Origin of the sequence: Paenibacillus sp. FSL W8-0186, from assembly GCF_037969765.1 — a bacterium.
In the GTDB taxonomy this organism is placed as follows: domain Bacteria; phylum Bacillota; class Bacilli; order Paenibacillales; family Paenibacillaceae; genus Fontibacillus; species Fontibacillus woosongensis.
This window is the reverse complement of the sequence record NZ_CP150207.1, coordinates 5,284,284-5,302,993: the sequence shown is the minus strand read 5'-3', so window position 1 is coordinate 5,302,993 and position 18,710 is coordinate 5,284,284. Positions and strand designations below refer to the sequence as shown.

General features: G+C 52.2%; 17 protein-coding genes. 10 read left to right on the top strand and 7 right to left on the bottom strand.

The annotated features are described in order from the left end of the window. Positions 1-122 precede the first annotated feature (122 nt). The 3 genes from MKX50_RS23730 to MKX50_RS23720 all read left to right on the top strand — a co-directional run bounded on the left by MKX50_RS23730 (position 123) and on the right by MKX50_RS23720 (position 2,147). Positions 123-530 (top strand): MarR family transcriptional regulator, encoded by a 408-nt coding sequence (locus MKX50_RS23730; RefSeq protein WP_213591293.1) that lies wholly within the window; start codon positions 123-125, stop codon positions 528-530. 18 nt (positions 531-548) lie between these two features. Further along, complete coding sequence (locus MKX50_RS23725; RefSeq protein WP_339157922.1) at positions 549-1,301, top strand: glucose 1-dehydrogenase; 753 nt, start codon at positions 549-551, stop codon at positions 1,299-1,301. Positions 1,302-1,391: 90 nt separating this feature from the next. Then, positions 1,392-2,147 carry a glucose 1-dehydrogenase gene (locus MKX50_RS23720; protein ID WP_339157921.1) on the top strand — a complete coding sequence of 252 codons (756 nt, stop codon included), beginning with the start codon at positions 1,392-1,394 and terminating at the stop codon, positions 2,145-2,147. Positions 2,148-2,276: 129 nt separating this feature from the next. Here the strand turns inward: MKX50_RS23720 and MKX50_RS23715 are convergent, their stop codons facing one another. From MKX50_RS23715 to MKX50_RS23690, 6 genes are all read right to left on the bottom strand, one after another. Next, positions 2,277-2,948, bottom strand: coding sequence for a GNAT family N-acetyltransferase (locus tag MKX50_RS23715; protein WP_213591287.1), 672 nt, complete (start codon positions 2,946-2,948; stop codon positions 2,277-2,279). Positions 2,949-2,988: 40 nt separating this feature from the next. Beyond that, a complete protein-coding gene (locus tag MKX50_RS23710; protein ID WP_213591285.1) occupies positions 2,989-3,660 on the bottom strand; it encodes a GNAT family N-acetyltransferase in 672 nt (223 codons plus the stop codon). Positions 3,661-3,689: 29 nt separating this feature from the next. Continuing rightward, positions 3,690-4,547 (bottom strand): carbon-nitrogen hydrolase family protein, encoded by an 858-nt coding sequence (locus tag MKX50_RS23705; RefSeq protein ID WP_155612270.1) that lies wholly within the window; start codon positions 4,545-4,547, stop codon positions 3,690-3,692. A gap of 167 nt (positions 4,548-4,714) precedes the next feature. Beyond that, the gene (gene pepT / locus MKX50_RS23700) at positions 4,715-5,953 is read right to left on the bottom strand and encodes a peptidase T (protein WP_339157920.1); all 1,239 of its coding nucleotides are present in this window, start codon (positions 5,951-5,953) and stop codon (positions 4,715-4,717) included. A gap of 238 nt (positions 5,954-6,191) precedes the next feature. Then, the gene (locus MKX50_RS23695; RefSeq protein WP_155612269.1) at positions 6,192-7,022 is read right to left on the bottom strand and encodes a carbohydrate ABC transporter permease; all 831 of its coding nucleotides are present in this window, start codon (positions 7,020-7,022) and stop codon (positions 6,192-6,194) included. Beyond that, positions 7,022-7,909: a sugar ABC transporter permease gene (locus MKX50_RS23690; RefSeq protein WP_155612268.1), complete on the bottom strand. Its 888-nt coding sequence runs from the start codon at positions 7,907-7,909 to the stop codon at positions 7,022-7,024. Before MKX50_RS23690 ends, MKX50_RS23695 begins: the two co-directional genes overlap by 1 nt. Before the next feature lie 178 nt (positions 7,910-8,087). On the opposite strand from MKX50_RS23690, the gene MKX50_RS23685 reads away from it, so the two are divergent. The 6 genes from MKX50_RS23685 to MKX50_RS23660 all read left to right on the top strand — a co-directional run bounded on the left by MKX50_RS23685 (position 8,088) and on the right by MKX50_RS23660 (position 16,233). Beyond that, positions 8,088-9,911, top strand: a complete 1,824-nt coding sequence (locus tag MKX50_RS23685; protein ID WP_339157919.1) for a sensor histidine kinase — start codon at positions 8,088-8,090, stop codon at positions 9,909-9,911. Beyond that, positions 9,904-11,550 carry a response regulator gene (locus tag MKX50_RS23680; RefSeq protein ID WP_339157918.1) on the top strand — a complete coding sequence of 549 codons (1,647 nt, stop codon included), beginning with the start codon at positions 9,904-9,906 and terminating at the stop codon, positions 11,548-11,550. Before MKX50_RS23685 ends, MKX50_RS23680 begins: the two co-directional genes overlap by 8 nt. A gap of 124 nt (positions 11,551-11,674) precedes the next feature. After that, positions 11,675-12,991 carry an extracellular solute-binding protein gene (locus tag MKX50_RS23675; protein WP_213591276.1) on the top strand — a complete coding sequence of 439 codons (1,317 nt, stop codon included), beginning with the start codon at positions 11,675-11,677 and terminating at the stop codon, positions 12,989-12,991. A gap of 106 nt (positions 12,992-13,097) precedes the next feature. After that, positions 13,098-15,209 (top strand): alpha-galactosidase, encoded by a 2,112-nt coding sequence (locus MKX50_RS23670; RefSeq protein ID WP_339157917.1) that lies wholly within the window; start codon positions 13,098-13,100, stop codon positions 15,207-15,209. 251 nt (positions 15,210-15,460) lie between these two features. Beyond that, on the top strand, positions 15,461-15,895 hold the full coding sequence (locus MKX50_RS23665) for an SRPBCC domain-containing protein (RefSeq protein ID WP_283926188.1): 435 nt from the start codon (positions 15,461-15,463) through the stop codon (positions 15,893-15,895). 2 nt (positions 15,896-15,897) lie between these two features. Next, a complete protein-coding gene (locus MKX50_RS23660) occupies positions 15,898-16,233 on the top strand; it encodes a metalloregulator ArsR/SmtB family transcription factor (RefSeq protein ID WP_213591270.1) in 336 nt (111 codons plus the stop codon). A gap of 58 nt (positions 16,234-16,291) precedes the next feature. Here MKX50_RS23660 and MKX50_RS23655 read toward each other — a convergent pair whose 3' ends face one another. Beyond that, positions 16,292-17,293 (bottom strand): LysR family transcriptional regulator, encoded by a 1,002-nt coding sequence (locus MKX50_RS23655; protein ID WP_339157915.1) that lies wholly within the window; start codon positions 17,291-17,293, stop codon positions 16,292-16,294. Between the two features lie 159 nt (positions 17,294-17,452). Here MKX50_RS23655 and MKX50_RS23650 point away from each other — a divergent pair, with 159 nt between their 5' ends. Then, positions 17,453-18,529, top strand: a complete 1,077-nt coding sequence (locus tag MKX50_RS23650; protein WP_213591268.1) for a YeiH family protein — start codon at positions 17,453-17,455, stop codon at positions 18,527-18,529. Positions 18,530-18,710 lie beyond the last annotated feature (181 nt).

The following is an 18,710-nucleotide window of genomic DNA, read 5'->3' as shown; positions in this document are numbered from 1 at the left end:
TCTAAGATTTAAGATAAAAATATAATAGTTAAAACCTTTAAACTATTATATTGGATGAATTAAATTTTGGATAAAAGGAACAGAGGTGATGGGCGCTGAATAAGCAGGAACGCTTGTCAGCTATGATATCTGGCTATATGAACCGGTTTGTCGTCGGCTATGCCAAATTGCTCGACCACGATTTGACAGCACCTCAGTATTTGATCATTCAAATTCTGGCTGAGGACGAGCCGAAGAGCTGCTCAGAGCTGGCAGAGGTATTGGATGTCACGCTGCCGGCCATAACAAATTTGTCCAACAAGCTGGCAGCCAAAGGCTATATTGAACGCATAACCCCGGATACCGACCGTCGCAGCGTCTATCTGCGGCTTACGGAGCAAGGACATGAAGTGATGGCAAGCATGCTTGAAAGATACCAGGAGCTGACCAAACCGATGTGGGACAGTCTTACGGAGCAAGAAATCGATACATTGATAAGTGCTTACGAAAAAATGGGGAGCTTGCTGCCAGTCGGCAAGATCCAGAAATGACAATGGGAGGATACCATCATGGGTAGATTAGACCATAAAGTTGCTATCATTACAGGTGCAGCCGGAGGAATGGGGAAGGCGGACGCTCTCCTTTTTGCCAAAGAAGGAGCGAAGGTGGCCATTTCCGATATCCAGGAGGATAAAGTTCAGGAGGTTGTCCGGGAAATTGAGCAGAACGGCGGGGAGGCGATTGGCTTCACGCATGACGTAGCCTCTGAAGAGGATTGGGTTCGCGTGGTTGAAGGTACGATCGCAAAATTCGGCAAAATCGATATTCTGGTCAACAATGCCGGGGTATCGAACGCGACACCATTTCTGGAGCTGACAATCGATCAGTGGGAGAAGACGATGTCCATCAACGTAACTAGCGTATTTCTCGGACAGAAGCATGTCATCCCGCACATGATCAATAATGGCGGCGGTTCGATTATTAACATTTCTTCTATTGCCGGACTTACTGGCGGAAGCGGTACAGGCCCTTACACGGCTAGCAAGGGGGCGGTTCGCATGCTCACCAAGGCGACAGCCGTCGATTATGCGAAGCACAACATCCGCGCCAATTCGGTGCATCCGGGCTTTATCGAAACGCCGATGACGGTCGATATGATGGCCGATGAGAAAATGAGAAACTGGTTCCTCTCGATGACCCCGCTACCGCGGCTGGGCAAGGCAGAGGATATTGCTGCGGGCGTACTGTTCCTCGCATCCGACGAGTCCTCCTACATTACAGGGATTGAGCTGCCGATCGACGGCGGATATGCCGCTAAGTAAAAATTCATGACACATCGTTCACGCTGATATGAAGTTGACAAGACAAGCTCATACTAACCAAGACTAAAATCATCAAGGAGAGTGTCACTCATGTCAAATTTGGAGCAGGTAGCGGTTATTACAGGTGCCGGCAGCGGCATCGGCCGCGTCACCAGCTTGAAGCTGGCGGCAAACTACAGGGTCGTTCTTGTCGACTTCAATGCGGAGACGGGGGAGGAGACGCTGCAGCTTGTTAAGTCGCAGGGCGGGGAAGGGATCTTTGTTCAGGCGAACGTGGCTAAGAGCGAGGATGTGCAGAACTTCGTCAATAAGGCGGTGGAAGCCTACGGCCGGATCGACTTTTTCTTCAACAATGCCGGAGTCGTACAGAAATTCGCGAAGACCGCGGACGTGGAGGAAGCGGAATTCGACCGTCTGGTGGCCGTCAACCTGAAAGGCGTCTTCCTCGGCATGAAATATGTGCTGAAGGTAATGGAGAAGCAGGGCAGCGGCCATATCCTCAATACCGCATCAACGGCGGGCATCCGCAGTGAGCATAGCGCCGGCGTCTATTCAGCCACTAAGCATGGGGTTGTCGGACTAACGAAGTCGGCGGCGATGGAATATGTGAAGCAGGGCATCCGTGTCAACGCAATTTGTCCTGGAGGCGTAAAGACCCCATTGACCCAAAACGTGGCGAAGTCCTTCCAAGAGGGTGGCTATGTGCCTGAAGAAATTTCGAACATGCGCATGGGGCGTCCGGCTGAACCTGAGGAGATCGCCGGGGTGGTCGCCTTCATGGCTTCTCCTGATTCCAGCTACATGACGGGATCGCTGGTTACGGTGGATGGCGGATTAACGCTGTAAGCCTAATTTGCGGCTCAAATTGAGCTTGGCTTCAAAGTAATGCACAAAGCGAAGAGACCCGTTCCCGTATCGCAGGATACGATCATGAACGGGTCTCTGATGTTGTTCAGCATCAGTTGAAAATAGCTTCTATAGTGGCAGCAATGCTACTTCGGATTGAGCTTCCAAACGCTTCACCATGTCATACCAGGACTGCGGCCGGTTAGGCAGCACAGCGTAATAACGCTTAAGGAAGCTGACGATCAGCTCGGCCGACAGCCTATCCTGCTCGTCGTCGGTAGGCAGGAAGCACAGATCGAGCCCCGTCACGGCTTCCCCGTCATTGTTCCAGGACGGATGCACGTATTCGAAGTCGAGGCGCTTGTAGCCCAGATGCGAAAGTACTTCGCGTCTCACGAAAGGGTCCATCGGCTTCACGCCGCCAAACTCATGCTCTCCTACCCGGTAAGGGTCATAGATCTCCGCGAACATGCCATGCAGCTTGACGCCTTTCTCCGCAGCCAGAGCCTCCAAATCCTTGCCACGCTGCTTCGCCAGGAAGGGTCCAATCCCAAGCCCGGAGCGTCCGATAATCGTGAAATCCGTCATGGCCACGTTAAAATCCTCATAATAGCGGTATTCCGTAGCTCCCACCACTTTGCCTTCATGCACAGCGACAAAGACGCGAATGCCCGGATCCTCCAGCGGCTCCTTCCACAGGCCGAATTCCAGCACTTCCTCTGGCGGGAACACTTCCTGCATCAGCTCGTGCATGCTGCGGAACAAAGGATCTTCTATGCTCGTAATGCGATGATATTCCATAGGTGAAACCTCCTATTCGTTTTTTATTATTTTAGGTCATCTATCTTTTAAAAGGATTGCGCCATTCCATTAATGCCCCATAATGGCAGGATTCCTCGTCCTCCAGATAATTAGGAACGACGCCGACCGGCGTACGGCCGCAGCGAAGCATGAAGGTGATGATCGGATCCTTCAGCCTGCCGCTGATTACCGCTGCAAGGTATTCCTCGGCCGTCATATTCCCGGCATGTAAATGATATCCGGGCATTCGCCCGCCGCCGAGCAGCGTGTCGATCCCGAGCTGGACAACGACGTCGTACATGGACAGCATCAGCCACTTGCCCAGTCCCAGCTTCCGGTACGTGGGGCGAACGCTAATATCCGCCACGTACAGCGTGCCTCCATGAGGGTCATGATTCCGGATATACCCCCCGTCGGTCACCTCTTCCCAAGTATGGGCATGGCCCGGCTGAACGCTCTCGTTCTTCACGAGCAGCCCCGTCATCGATCCGGCGATTTCACCGTTGACTTCGATGCACAGCGCTCCTTCCGGGAACAATCGGACGTGATTGCCAAGCTGCTCCGTATTCCACCAAAGCTCGGGCGGGAAGGGAGGCGGAAAGCTCTCCTGCTGCACCGCAATCAGGCCGGGGAAGTCTTCAGGGCCATAATTCCGAATGACGGCCGGAACAGGGCGATTCCCGTCAAATACATACAGCTCTTTATGATACATGACAAGCCTCCTTTACGAAAAGCAGCTGGCTATTTCCAGTCCGTGTATAAATCGGTGCGCCGATCCCGCCAGGTTGTGACCGAGCCGCTGTCCCGCACTTGATAGAGCAGCTCCAGATCCAGGTCAGCGGTCACGATCATGTCATGGTTGATCTCGCCTTCGGCCAGCAGGCCGCGCGGCGGGAACGGAATATCGTTTGGTGTAATGATCGCCGCCTGTCCGAAGTTGGCGCGCATGAAATCGACCGTTGGCAGCGCGCCGACCGTTCCGGTAAGGACAACGTAGATTTGGTTCTCAATCGTTCGGGCATGGCTCGTATAGCGAACGCGGTGGAAGCCGTGGCGATCGTCGGTGCACGAAGGACAGAATATGACGTCCGCGCCCTTGGCTTTGGCCATTCGCACAATTTCCGGGAACTCAATGTCGTAGCAGGTGAGCATGGCGATTGTTCCTTTGTCTGTCTCGAACACCTGCAGCCCCTCGCCTGCGCTCATATTCCATTCCTTTACTTCCGTTGGGGTGATATGCAGCTTGGGCTGCTCCCCGATCCTGCCGTCAGGATAGAACAAATGCGCTGTATTGTACAGCTTGCCGCCTTTGCGGACGACATGGGTTCCTCCGATAATATGGGTGCCGCTCTCTTTGGCCAGCGCCGTAAAGAGCTCCAGATATGGCTCCGTAAATTCGGGAAGTTCGTTTATGGTCAACGCCTGACCGCGCTCGTTCCCGATGGACATTAACTGCGTGGTGAAGAACTCGGGAAACAGAATGAACTCGGCATCGTATTCCGCTGCCGTTCTTACGTAATGCCTGCATTGGTCGGCAAACTCCTCGAAGGAGCGGATCGTATGAAGGTGATATTGTACTGCAGATACCCTGATTTTCATTAGTACCTCCCCATATGAGTGATTAATGGCAGCCTAGCTGTTGAACATTCAGAATAGCGCTTTTTACACAAAATTTAAAGTGTTTGTACAGTAGTCTGCCCATAAGCGGGCAGCGCGGACGATGTACAGGCAGCAGGAAAACCCGATATACGCAAAAGCGCAGTCTTCTAGGACTGCGCTCTTTCCTCGAACCGCCGGATAATTCCGATGATGACCTCGGTGGCTTTAACCATATTGTCGACCGAGATGTATTCGAATCTGCCGTGGTAGTTTTCGCCCCCGGTAAACAGGTTGGGCGTGGGCAATCCCATGTAGGACAGCTGGGAGCCGTCGGTGCCGCCCCGGATCGGGGTCATGACTGGTTCAATCCCGAGATTTCTCATGACCTCGGCGGCGACATTCACGATATCCATGTTTGGCTCGATTTTCTCGCGCATATTGTAATATTGATCGCGGATATCAAGGACAAGCTTGTCATGGCCATACTTGGCCCTCAGTTCAGCAGCGATACTCTCCATTCTGGCTTTCCGGCCCTCGAACTGCTGACGGTCGAAATCGCGAATGAGATATTGCATCCGTGTCTCCTCTACGTCCCCCTTGATCGAAGAGAGATGGTAGAAGCCTTCGTAGCCTTCGGTATGCTCGGGCGCTTCCCCGGCCGGAAGTTGGCCGTGAAATTCCATGGCGATTTTGGCCGAGTTAATCATTTTTCCCTTGGCCGTGCCCGGATGTACATTAACTCCTTTGCACGTTATTTTCGCCATAGCGGCGTTGAAGCTCTCGAATTCCAGCTCGCCCAAGGGCCCGCCGTCCACCGTATAAGCGAACTCCGCGCCGAACGCCGCTACGTCGAAGCGCTCCGGCCCTCTTCCGATTTCCTCATCAGGCGTAAAGGCGACGCGGATTTTGCCATGCTTGATTTCAGGATGCTGGATCAGATAAGCCATCGCGGTCATAATTTCGGCAATTCCCGCTTTATCGTCCGCGCCCAGCAGAGTGTTGCCGTCCGTCGTAATCAACGTATGGCCTTTGTATTTGTGCAGCTCTGGAAAATCCCGGGGGGATAATACGATATTTCCGGCTTCATTTAAAGGAATGTCTCCACCGCTGTAATTCTCTACGATTTGCGGCTGTACGTTGGCGCCAGAGAAGTCGGTTGCCGTATCCAGGTGGGCTAGAAAGCCGATGGTAGGCACGTCTTTAACCGTGTTACCCGGCAGGGTGGCCATAACATAGCCGTTGTCGTCCATGCTGACATCCTCCATGCCGATCTCCTGCAGTTCCTGTACCAGCTGTCTGGCTAAAGTAAGTTGACCGGGAGTAGACGGGCAAATCTCGTTGTCTTCATTGGATTGCGTGTCGATTCGGACATAGGAAGTAAAGCGGTTGATGATTTCGTCTCTCACGGGATCAGCCTCTCTTCATTAGTGGTTTCTATCCTGCTTTTCCATCTGTTTAGATTGTATCAAACCGGGTGCAGCCATGAAAGCGGCTAAGGAGGGGACCATCTGTAAGGCAATAGCCGCGCTTATTGCTAAAATATCCGAAAATCCCGCCAATATACCGCAAAAACGCCGGACTGCGGATGAACCGCAAGCCCGGCGCTAGATTGCATGGAACAAGAACTTTGTTGAGTGCCGATCCTTAACCTTTTACCGCACCGGCTACAACGCCTTTCACAATGTGCTTCTGCAGGAACATGAACACGATAATGGATGGCAGTACGGCCATCACCATCGCCGTCATGGCATATTGCCAGTCCGAGGTGTATTGCCCTACGAAGGTATAGGCGGCCAGTGTCAATGTCTTTGTGGTTGGAGAGCCGTTGACCATCAGGAGCGGGAGCAGGAAGTCATTCCAGATCCACATGACGTCGATAATGATGATCGTGGTCGTTACCGATTTCAGCAGCGGGAAGATGACCCGGAAGAACAGGCGGAAACCGGAAGCGCCATCGATCGTTGCGCTCTCGTCAATCTCATTGGGAATCCCCTTCACGAAGCCGTGGTAAATGAACATGGCCAGCGGTGCGCCGAAGCCCCAATACAGGATGCCGAGGCCCCAGGTGCTGTCCGAAAGATGGAAGTTCTTCGCCATTTGCAGCACGGAGAGCATGATCGATTGGAACGGAATCAGCATCGGCATGATCACGATGAAATAAATCAGGTTGCTCATCTTGGATTTTGTTCTGGCCAGCTTATACGCCGCGATGGAAGAGATCAGGACGATCCCGGCCAGGCCAAGCACCGTGATGACGGTATTGTTCAGGAACAATCTTGGATAGTTAATGTATTTCCACACATAGCTGTAGTTCTCGAAGGCCAAACTTTTTGGAAGAGCGATCACGTCCGTCATGACTTCGGAGAAGCTCTTCAAAGAGTTGATGATGGTCAAGAACAAAGGATACAAGAACAGCAGCGAGAGAATGACCATGAATATTTCAAAGACGATGCGGCCTGCCTTCTTGCTCTTCATTATGCCTCAACCTCCCTGCGTTTGAAGATCGTCAATTGAATCATAGTGATAATAAGTACGGCAACGAACAGAATAAGCGCTTTGGCCGTACCGTATCCATACAGGTTATTCTGGAACGTATCCCGGTATATATCGTAAGCGACGCTGTAGGTCGTACCGCCAGGACCGCCGCCCGTGAGGGACAGGATAACGTCGAATACTTTGATGGAGTTCGTCAGCGCCATAAACACGGAGATCGTGATGGAAGGCGCCAGCAAAGGCAGCGTAATGCTGAAGAAGCGGCGGACTGGACCAGCGCCGTCTACTGTAGCTGCTTCCTTCATATCATCCGGCACCGATTGCAGACCGGCGATGTAAATCACGAGATAGAAACCGACCGACTGCCAGATTGAGACCAGCAGGACGGAGATGAAGGCCAGATTTGGTTCCCCGAGCCAGCTCAGCTTGAATATGCCCCAGCCTGTGCTTGCCCCGAGTGATTCGAAGCCTTGCATGAAGATAAACTTCCAAATGAAACCAACGATAACCAAGCTGAGAATGTAAGGAATGAAGAATGCGGCTCTGAGCCAGGTTGTTGATTTCATCTTCATATCCAGAACAAGCGCCAGCAGAATGGCCAGCACGTTCACGAGCACGATGTACAAAATCGCATATTTAATCGTGAACCAGCTTGCATTCATAAAGTTGGCATCGCCGCTAAAGATTTGCTTGAAATTGTCCAAGCCTATGAATTTAGGGTTTTTGGATATTCCATTCCACTTCGTTAAGGAATAGCGAATCGTCATCATAAACGGGTAATAGAACACGGCTATTACGCTAATTAGAACAGGCAGTGTGAAAACGCCAAATTCCAACCGTTCAGCCCATTTTCTCCCCAATTTGAACATAGTCGCACCTCTTTTTCGTAACGTATTTTATACAGACAAGAGAGCAGCCATTTCTATACACTCTGTCGTTTTCGGCTATAATAATTATAATTCAGGGGCGGACGCGTCTAAATGGACATAAGAAAACAGTTAAGGGTAAAAAGGTAAACTGTAGCACGTGTAGGGGGACGGGACAGCGATGATCAAAAGTTTAACCGCAGCTATGAAATCGCTTATTGAGCGGATGTCTCGCAAATTAGTCAATAAGCTAAACTTGCTTTTTACATCCATTATTATACTTATCGTGGGATCGCTTACGGTCATTTCCTATCAAATGCTCCAGAAGGAATCGGTCAGCAACAGCATTGCCAGTACGACGAACAACCTGATGCTGGTAAATCAGAAGCTGGAGGATTACCTGGATGGGATCGAGCAGTTCTCGCTGCCCCACAACAAATATGACGAGATTATTCGGGCTGTCATGCAAGAGGGCAATGATTATGCCGCCAGAATGTATCTCGAAGATTATTTAAGGGATTTGTTCTACAGCCGCAAGGACCTGGAGAGCATTTATTTGTATTTGATCGATCAGCAAAAATATTATTCGATTAGCCGCGAGGCCTACAATATAACGGTCAGATCCGGTTATCAGGGCGGCATCGATGAGCAGCCGTGGTACCAGGAGGCGATGAACAGTCCGCAGAACCGTTCGTTCCAATCCTTCGTCCTGCCGGATGCGACTAGCGGATATACGATGATTACCGAGCCGGAATTCATGGGTTACCACCGCGTGCTGCGCTCGATTGCCTCGCGGGAGCCGCGGGCGGTGCTATCGTTCTACCTGAAGCCGACGGTGAAGGACAGCATTATGAGCGACATTCCGTTCGAAGAGGGAGAACATCTCATGTACCTCGACCCAGACAACGTGCCTTTTCACATGGATGATTTGGAGGTTTATGAGGCGATCAGCTCGGCCGACTGGTTCCAGAACATTGGCGATGACTCAGGCAGCCCTGTCACCTGGTCGGATGGGGACAAGCGGTACCTCGTCGTGTATGACGTAGGGCAGCAGGACGGCTGGAAGCTGATCAAGCCGATCCCATACAGCAGCATCTATGAAGCAGCTACGAAAGCGCGGAATTTGAGTTATTTGACCGGCTTTATTTTTCTGGTCATATCGGTCATTCTCGTTACTTTGACTTCAAATGCCATTACCAGGCCGCTAAATCGGCTCTCGCGCCATATGCGGCGGTTCAGTGAAGGGACGTTTGATGCGGAGGCCCCCGTGCAGGGCAATGATGAGATAGCTTACTTAACGATGCATTTCAATCAGATGGTGCGGCGGACAAATGATCTGATCAATGAACGCTATCGCATGAAGCTCGTCGAGAAAAATGCGATCCTGAAGGCGCTGGAGGCGGAAATTAACCCTCATTTTCTCTACAATGCGCTTCAGGCGATATCTACGAAGGCCTTGAAGAGCGGAAACGACGATGTGGCCGATATGGTGGACGCTTTGGCGCTGACGCTGCGGTACTGCATAAGCGGCAAAGATATCGTATACGCTAGGGAAGAGCTGAAGCATATCGAGAGATATCTGGCGCTGCAAAGCGCTAGATTCGGCAGCCGCCTTCGGGTAAATATCGAGTGGGACGAATCGCTGATGGAGCTGCAAATTCCCAAGCTGTCCATCCAGTCCCTGGTAGAGAATTCGATCAAGCATGCGGTGGAGAAGGTATCCACGCCGGTTACAATTGTCGTTCGGGCCACGGTGAGCGAGAGCCATGCCATTATTTCGGTTTATGACGATGGTCCGGGCATATCTCCGGACAGGCTGGAGCAAATATTGGATACATTTGAAGTAGAGTGGGAGGAGCAGGAAGGGGAGAATATCGGTCTGAAAAATTTGAATACCCGATTGAAGCTGTTATATGGCGATCAATCGGGACTTGCAATCCACAGCGATGGATCAGGGACGGAAATGACGATGAGGATACCGCGGGGAGGCGTAGGACATGTATAAAGTACTCATCATTGACGACGAGGAGCCGCTGCGCGAGGCCATTAAAATATTGGGCGATTGGAAAGGACTGCAGGTCGGGGAGATTTGGGAGGCTACGAACGGTGTTGCCGGGCTGGACATGCTAAAGAAGCATCAGCCCGATCTCGTGATGGTAGATATGAAAATGCCGGAGATGAACGGGGTGGAGTTCCTGCGCATTGTGGAGCAGGATTATCCCGAACTGCTGACGATCGTCATCAGCGGCTACAATGATTTCGAATTTACAAGGCAGGCGATCCATTCCAAGGTCGTTGACTACTTGCTGAAGCCGATTAACCGCCAGGATCTGAACCAAGCGCTGCGCAAGGCGATTGATGTGCTGGAGGCGAAGCGGCAGACGCATAGCGAGCTGATTACACGGAATATCGCCTTTAATATGTCCCTGCCTAAACTGAAGGAGAAAATTTATTTGTCCATCCTCGGGCGGGGCTTCAAGAAGCAGAGCAACCAAGCGTTTCTTCCGCTCATCGGTGCCGATCAGGAGGATAACCGTTTTGGCGCGCTCGTATTGCAGCTTCTGAATATGCAGCATGTCCGCGACAAGCGCTTTAACCGGGACACGGAGCTGCTCTATTTCGCCGTGGCGAATGTCATTAACGAGGTGGCGACAGAGGACGACCTGTGCTTCAGCTTCCCTAATCCGAAGCAGGACAGGGAAATCATCGCGATTTTTACGATGCAGGGAGGATATCCGGAGGATCTTGCTTTCCGTGCCGACTATTTGATGAAAAAGGTTGGGCATACGCTAAGCGACCTGTTCGGGATCGTATCAGCGGCAGGGATTGGGCATGTGTACGAAGAGGTTACGCAGTTAGCCGATTCTTACGATGAAGCGCGCTCCTCGATTATGGCTATCGACCTCCATAGGCTCAAGGGGACAACCGTGTTTGGCGCCAAGGAGAGAGCAGGAACGCCTGAGCCGATGTCTTTGACTAGCCGGATGCCTATTCTAAGAACTGCCCTTGAATCCGGAAATATGAATCATGCCAGGATCGTTTTCGCAGACTTTACGAAGAAAATCAAAGAGGCCGACAGCTTTACACTGGGAGAAGCCGAGCGCATGATTCGCGATATTATCGTCCTGTTCAACGATATGGCGCTGGATTTGGGCGTTTCCTCCGCCAAGCTCCCCGCGACCGGATCCCGCAGCTCGCTTGATGCAGCGGGATTAAGCGGAGATTTCAGCACAACAGACGAATACGAGCAGCTGCTTCATCGCATTCTGGACTATTACAGCGAGCAGATCCGGGAGTCGATGACCGTTAACCGGCCTTTTCATATCGAGGATATTAAGGAATACATCGACCAGCATTATTTCGAGGATATTAAAATTTCCATGTTTACCGAGAAATATTTCCTGAGCCGGGAATACTTAATGAAGCTTTTCAAGCAGCAGTTCGGGTTCGGGATTCATGAGTACATGCAGAAGGTAAGAATGGATAAGGCTTGTGTGCTCCTGGACGATCCGTCTTTGAAAATCCAGGAAATTTCAGAGATGCTGGGGTATAAGGACAAGAACTATTTCAGCAAGGCATTCCGCAACTACTACGGAGTGTCGCCTTCAGAGTACCGGATGAGGCAGGAAGGGGAGAAAAAGTGAACAGGGGGAGGACTACACTTTTTTACCCTCAAGTTGCCACTTATCTACATTTTTATCAAGAGCCCATTTCTTTAGAATAGTCTCATAGACATACTAACCAATGAAAGTGGGGGTAAAAAAACTTATGAAGAAGAAATTTTTGGCCATGTCATTCAGTTTGGTGCTGTTGATGGGACTTCTGTCAGCCTGCGGCGGCGACAAGGCAGCCAATAATGGGACAAACGGCGCAGCAGGAGAGGGCGGAAACGCTGATTCTTCCAAGCCCGTAACGATTAACATGTTTACAGCTTCTCCAGAATATACAGACGCGTTTAATGCTTATATCGAAGAGTACAAAAAAGTTAAGCCTAACGTAACGATCAACCTGGAAATCATGCAGGCCGACTACAATACGGTCCTGAAATCCAGAATTGCGGCAGGCAGCACGCCGGACGTATTCCAAACGACAGCCGGCGGAGATATTGATACTTTTGCGGAATACAGCGCGGATTTGACAGGTGAGCCGCTAGCTGCCGCTATGACGGATGCTGTTCGCTCGAACATGTCTTCCTCCGACGGCAGAGTACTGGGTCTTCCGATTAAAGGCAACCTCTTCACGCTGATCTACAACAAAGATCTGCTTGAGCAAGCCGGCATTACGCAAGTGCCTGCGACTACGGCGGAATTGCAAGATGCGATCACCAAGCTGGAAGCGAAAGGCATCACTCCTTTTGCCAACGCTTATAAAGAGTGGTGGGTATGGAAGCACATTTTCCAACACTTCGTGGATGCGGCAGCTCAGGATGCCAGTATGAGCGCGAAGGATTTGGTTGACGGCTTCATCGCCGGCAACACGACATTTGCTGAACATCCGGTTCTGGCCAATAACTTCTTTGAGTTCATCGACACAACGATCAAGCATGGAACAGACAAGCCGCTTGAGCGCGACAGCAACGCCCAAGTCAGCGACTTTGCTTCCGGCAAAGCAGCGTTCATGACAGGTAAAGGCGCGTGGGACGAAGAAGCCATCAAGAAAATCAATCCGGACATCAACCTAGGAATTGCAGGTTATCCTGTAAGTGATAAAGCGGAGCAAGCGACGATTATTACCGGTGCTGACCAGGCTCTGCGCATTAACAAAGACTCTAAAGTTGTTAAAGAAACGGTTGAATTCTTCAACTGGCTGTATACTTCCGATTACGGAAAAAACTGGTTCTCCGGCGTAGCGAAGGTTATCCCTCCAATCAAGGATGCTCCGCTGCCAGACCTGGATATGCCTAAACAAATGGATGAAATTCTGCAAGTACAGCCGTCTGGCGACTTGGCAATCAACTACTCGCTGGATACGTTCCACCAAAAATTCGGTGAGCTGATGCAGGCGTACATTGGCGGAAATCAGTCTAAAGAGAAAACCATCGACGAGATTCAAAAAGCTTGGATTCAACTTGGTTCTGCAGAATAACTTTGCGTACCCTAATATTCTCTTTCTTAACTCAGCACTCCCCGGTGCTGAGTTAAGTTTTATCTAGGAGATGAACGGTGAACAAACGAAAGGAAGTGTAACGACGGTGAATCAAATCATAACGCTGGAAGAAAACGGACTGCAGCTGGTATTTGAGGTAACGGACGAGCGCGATGTTTTATTGCTTCATTTCGGTGCTGCGCCTTGGCCGGCTGTAGAGGGCATCATTAGCCGTTTAAGCGAGACGCATAAGAAAGGCTTGCGATTGCTCGAGCTGCAGCTGACGGGCGAAGACCGGGATGAATATCACGGGAGAACACACCGGGCCAGTTATCCTGGCCTGCGTCTGCAATACGTGACGCATAGGGACGAGCGGACGGTTCATGGACGCAAGCTGGAAATCGTCTTAAATGATCCGGTGACCTCACTGCAGGCGGTCCAGCATTTCCAGTTCTATGATGGGACGGCTGTTGTCCGCTGCTGGGTCGAGCTGATCAATCAGGGCTCGCAGCCTGTAGGCGTAGAATACGTCTCCAGCTTCGCGCTAACCGGAATTGATAAGGAAGGCTCAGGGGCTCGGGACGACAAAATGCGGCTATCGATTCCGCACCATGGCTGGCAGAGCGAATTGCAGTGGCGGACGTACAGCTTGCCAGAGCTGGGTCTGTCGCATTTGATCGACAGGGGCTCCAAGCGGGTGTCCTGCAGCAATACCGGCTCCTGGTCCGCAGCAGAGCATGTTCCGATGGCGATTCTGGAAAATGGCGAGGCGGGAACGGCCTTGTTCTGGCAAATCGAGCATAACGGCTCGTGGCACTGGGAAATTATCGAGCAGTCCGATTTGCTGACGCTATTGATCAGCGGACCGACTGAACACGACAACCATTGGTGGATTTCGCTGAAACCGGGCGAAACCTTTAGTTCGGTTCCGGTCGCGGTTGGGGCCGTGGAAGGCTCCGTCGACGAGGCGGTTGGGCAATTGACGCATTACCGCCGATTGATTCGGCGGCCAAATGAAGACAACCGCCAACTGCAGGTTATTTTCAATGATTACATGAATTGCCTATGGGGCGATCCGACGACCGAGAAGCTGCTGCCATTGATCGATGCGGCGGCAGACGTAGGCTGCGAATATTTCTGTATTGATGCCGGCTGGTACGCCTCCGGCGAATGGTGGGACGGCGTAGGCGAGTGGCTCCCATCTGCAGAACGGTTCCCGGAAGGGATTAAATACGTGCTCGATTATATCCGCGGCAAGGGAATGGTTCCCGGCTTATGGCTCGAGCTTGAAGTTATGGGAATCAACAGTCCGAAGCTCAAGGAGACGAACGACGGCTGGTTCTTCCAGCGTCATGGGAAGCGGGTGAAGGATCGGAGCCGCTACCAGCTGGATTACCGGAATCCTGAGGTCATCGCCCATGCGGACGAAGTGATCCGCCGGCTCGTAGAGGATTACGGCGTAGGGTATATCAAGATGGACTATAACATCAATGCGGGGATCGGCACCGAGAAGGATGCCGACAGCTATGGCGACGGATTGCTTCAGCACAACCGGGCATATTTGGCCTGGCTGGACCGGATCTTTGCAAGGTATCCCGATCTGGTCATCGAAAATTGCTCCAGTGGCGGCATGCGGATGGATTACGCCATGCTAAGCCGCCACAGTATCCAGTCGACGAGCGATCAGGAGAATTACGTAAATTACGCGGCTATCGCGGCAGCGTCGCCTTCGGCGCTTACGCCGGAGCAATCGGCGATCTGGTCTTACCCGCTGCGCGAGGGCGATGATGAGGAAGTCGTGTTCAATATGGTGAACGCCCTGCTGCTGCGGGTACACCAAAGCGGACATCTCGCCGAACTAAGCCCGCGCCGCCGCGAGCTGGTCAAAGAGGCGCTCGATTACTATAAGTCGATCCGCCATCATATCCCGCGGGCGCTGCCTTTCTGGCCGCTAGGGCTGCCGAAGCAGCAGGATGAGTGGATCTGCCTGGGGATGCGCCATGAGGACAGCGTTTATCTGGCCGTCTGGCGCGTTCGCGGCGAGTCTGCCCAAATTGGCTTGCCTCTGGCGCAGCTGCAGGGCAAAGCGCTTGATATTCGCTGCGCCTATCCGCAGGGATTTGATTGCAGCTGGCAGTGGAACGAAGCGGAAGGCGTCCTCCAGGTCGCTCTGCCGCAGCCGGAGACGGCAAGGCTGCTGGAGATCAAGGTGAAGTAATTGTTTATATCTGTAATGTGCCTGAGTGCCGCATCTGCTTTCATAGTAGGTGCGGCCTTTTATTTTCGGCTTCGAACCGGAGAATGACCAAGAGTACAGAAGGGGTGACTTTTTGCGGGACGGGCATGATAAGGTGTAAAATCTGGCGCTTGACATGAAACCTTTGGGTGTCATATCATTGGATTGGAAACCAAAAGGTTTCGTATTCTGCGCAGAGATAAAATCAACAATTGATAAGGAGCAGTGTGGATATGAACAAAGACCAACAAACAAACGGCGGATCGCTTCCGGATATACGGCGCACGATTGTAGTGAACGCACCCATCGGCAAAGTGTGGGAGGCTGTGGCCACATCGGAGGGAATCGCTGCTTGGTTTATGCCCAACAATTTTGAACCGAAGGAGGGGTTCGAATTCGTGCTGAATGCCGGGCCATTTGGCAACTCGCCCTGCAAGGTGACGGAGATTCAGCCGCCGCATCGGCTTTCTTTTACATGGGGGAAAGATTGGACGTTGTCCTTTGAACTGGTAGAAGCAGGCGGGCAAACGGAGTTCACGCTGATTCACAGCGGCTGGAGCGCGGATCAGGTTACGGAGTTCGGAGAGGCTCATTCCATTGTGCGTCCTCGTATGGATCAAGGCTGGGGCGGATTGGTGCAGAAGCTGGCCTCTTACGTGGAAGGCTGAGCATGTCGGAAGCCCCGAAGTACGATGTGTTCCAGGCCATAGCCGACCCGACCCGCCGGCAATTGCTGAGTTTGCTCAGCAGGCAGGAAATGCCCGTTAAGGAGATCAGCGGACACTTTCCGATGAGCCGTACCGCCGTATCCAAGCATCTGCATGTCCTGTCCTCAGCCGGGCTGGTCCGGGAGCGGAAGGTAGGCCGGGAGACCAGGTACCGTCTTGACCCGGAGCCGCTGCAGGAGCTGCAGTATTGGTTGAATTACTTTGAGCAATTTTGGGACAACAAGCTGTCCATGCTCAAATATTACGTGGAGAACGAGGGGAACAGGACAGCGGAGTAGGGGCCAGTCCTCAAGGCGGCTTCCTGCGCCCGCTGGCAACCTGGCGTACGCCTTGAGCTTAGAGTTGGTCGGCCAGTTCGGGTAAATCACAGGTCCATTCCGCCGCCTGCTGCCGCTCCTGTACCTCCCGCTGGAACATCTCGGCCGCCAAGGTGAGGGAGCCTTGTCTGTTGCGAATGACGGACAGCTCCCGCTTCATGGCTGGTCCGCTTACTGCCAGCTCGCAGAGCTCCCCGTTCCCCAGCTCCTTGCGGACGGCCAGGCGCGAGAGTACGGCAATCCCCAGGCCTGCCGAAACCGCCTCTTTCACGCCCTGGCTGCTATTGAATACATAGGACCGCTTGGGGGTCAATCCGTTCGCCTGCAGGAAATGATCGCTAAAGGCGCGGGTGCCCGAACCGATTTCGCGGATGATCCAATTTTGATTGGCCAGGTCAGCCGGCTCCAATGCCGCTGCCGCAGCTAACGGGTGATTCCTCGCCGCCACAACGATCATTTCATCCTGCATGTAAGGAGTGATGATCAAATCAGGATGTTCTTCCACAGTGCCCTCTACGAGCGCAAGATCGAGATCGTTGGAGCGGATTCCCGCCACGATTTCCTCCGTATTGCCGATCGTCAGTTGAAGATCGACCTCCGGATACTGTCCGGCAAATTTAGCGAGAAGCCGAGGCAGAATATATTCCCCGATCGTAAAGCTGGCGCCGATTTGAATCGAGCCGGTTACCACTTCATGCAGCAAATGGATTTGCTGCTTCGCTTCCTCGTACAGGCTTAAAATCTGTTTGGCTTTCCGGTATAGGATGGTTCCTTCCTCTGTCAATTTCACCTGTTTGGGTGAGCGCAGCATCAGTTTCGTGCCGAGCTCGTTCTCCATATTGCGAATATGCTGGCTAACGCCAGGCTGGGACATGTTTAGAAGTTCTGCGGCCTTTGAGAAATGACGTTGTTCTGCAACCGTAACAAAGACACGCAGGGTGTCGACGATCATATTCACTTCCCCTTTCGATAATCCCATTGTAGCCTTCTTCGAGATGAGTCTCAATCTATCCGGTGCCATGATCCTTTCGTTTTGAACCCGGAATAAGGATATCGTCCCGAATCATCAGTCCTGCTTATGGTTCAGATAGCAGATTCGTATTTCACATCCGGCGTGCATGGATTTATAGTAAACATGAATCAGCGCTGGTTCGACAATACGAGTCTTGGAGTGATTTTCATGGCACAAACTGTACAGTCACAGGCGAAGGTTGTACCGTTCAAACGGAGACAGGGCATCGGTTTTGTGCAGGGCATCGGATTAACTGTGCTGCTGGCTGTGGCGGCGAAGTATTTATCCAGCTTGCCGCTGCTAGGCGTAATGGGACATCTCGTGATCGCTATTATGCTTGGACTGGTTTGGCGGTCGGCCGTCGGCGTTCCCGAGCGGATTGCGGGCGGCGTCTCCTTTTCCAGCAAAAAATTGCTTCGCCTCGGGATTATTATGCTCGGGATGAGGCTTAACTTACAAAGTATTATTCAAGCAGGTCCGAAGGTGCTTGTTATGGCGGTGCTCCATATTGCATTTACGATCGCCGTTGTGGCCAGCCTGGCGAAATGGATGAAGATTTCCGGTAAGCTTGGGCTTCTGACCGCCTGCGGAACCGCGATATGCGGAGCTGCCGCGGTCGTCGCCATAGCACCGCAGGTACAGGCCAAAGACGAAGAGACAGCGATCGGAGCGGCTGTCGTTGCTATTCTGGGTACCTTGTTCACTTTGATTTACAGCCTTCTATATCCGCTGTTGGGTCTGTCCGCTCACGGCTACGGGGTATTCGCAGGAGCTACGCTGCACGAAATAGCTCATGTCATCGCCGCAGCGGCGCCTGGAGGAAGAGAAGCCGAGGATATCGCTGTTGTCGTTAAGCTGGCGCGGGTAGCCATGCTTGTGCCGGTATCGCTTGGGCTGGGCATGTGGATGCGCCGCAAGGAACGGCAAGCCCGGCAATCGGCAAGCTGTGATGCCCAGCCAGCGGCGGAGGAGACCAGACAGAAGATTCAAATTCCCTGGTTTATCCTTGGATTTCTTCTCATGAGCGGAGTGAATACGCTGGGGGTTATTCCCGGTAATGCAGCCAGTTTGATCGTGGCAGCCGCTTATTTGCTGATTGCCGTAGCCATGGCCGGGCTGGGGCTTGGGGTCGATCTGGCTGTATTCCGCCGGCTGGGGATTAAGCCATTCTGGGCAGGGCTGCTCGGGTCGGTCGGTTTGACGGTGCTAGGTTATGGAACATTGTTTCTATTTGGGCTGAACTAACGGTTATTTTATTTTGAAAAATGAGATCGGCCTGTATAATGTCCACTCCAGTCGAACAAACCCGTTTCATGTCTTCTCCTCTCCCTCTTTTTCTGCAAAAATAAACGGTCTCGACAAAAAATCGGGTAACATCTCTAGATCGTGATGTATCCGATTTTGGATTATCTATAAATCCTGACCT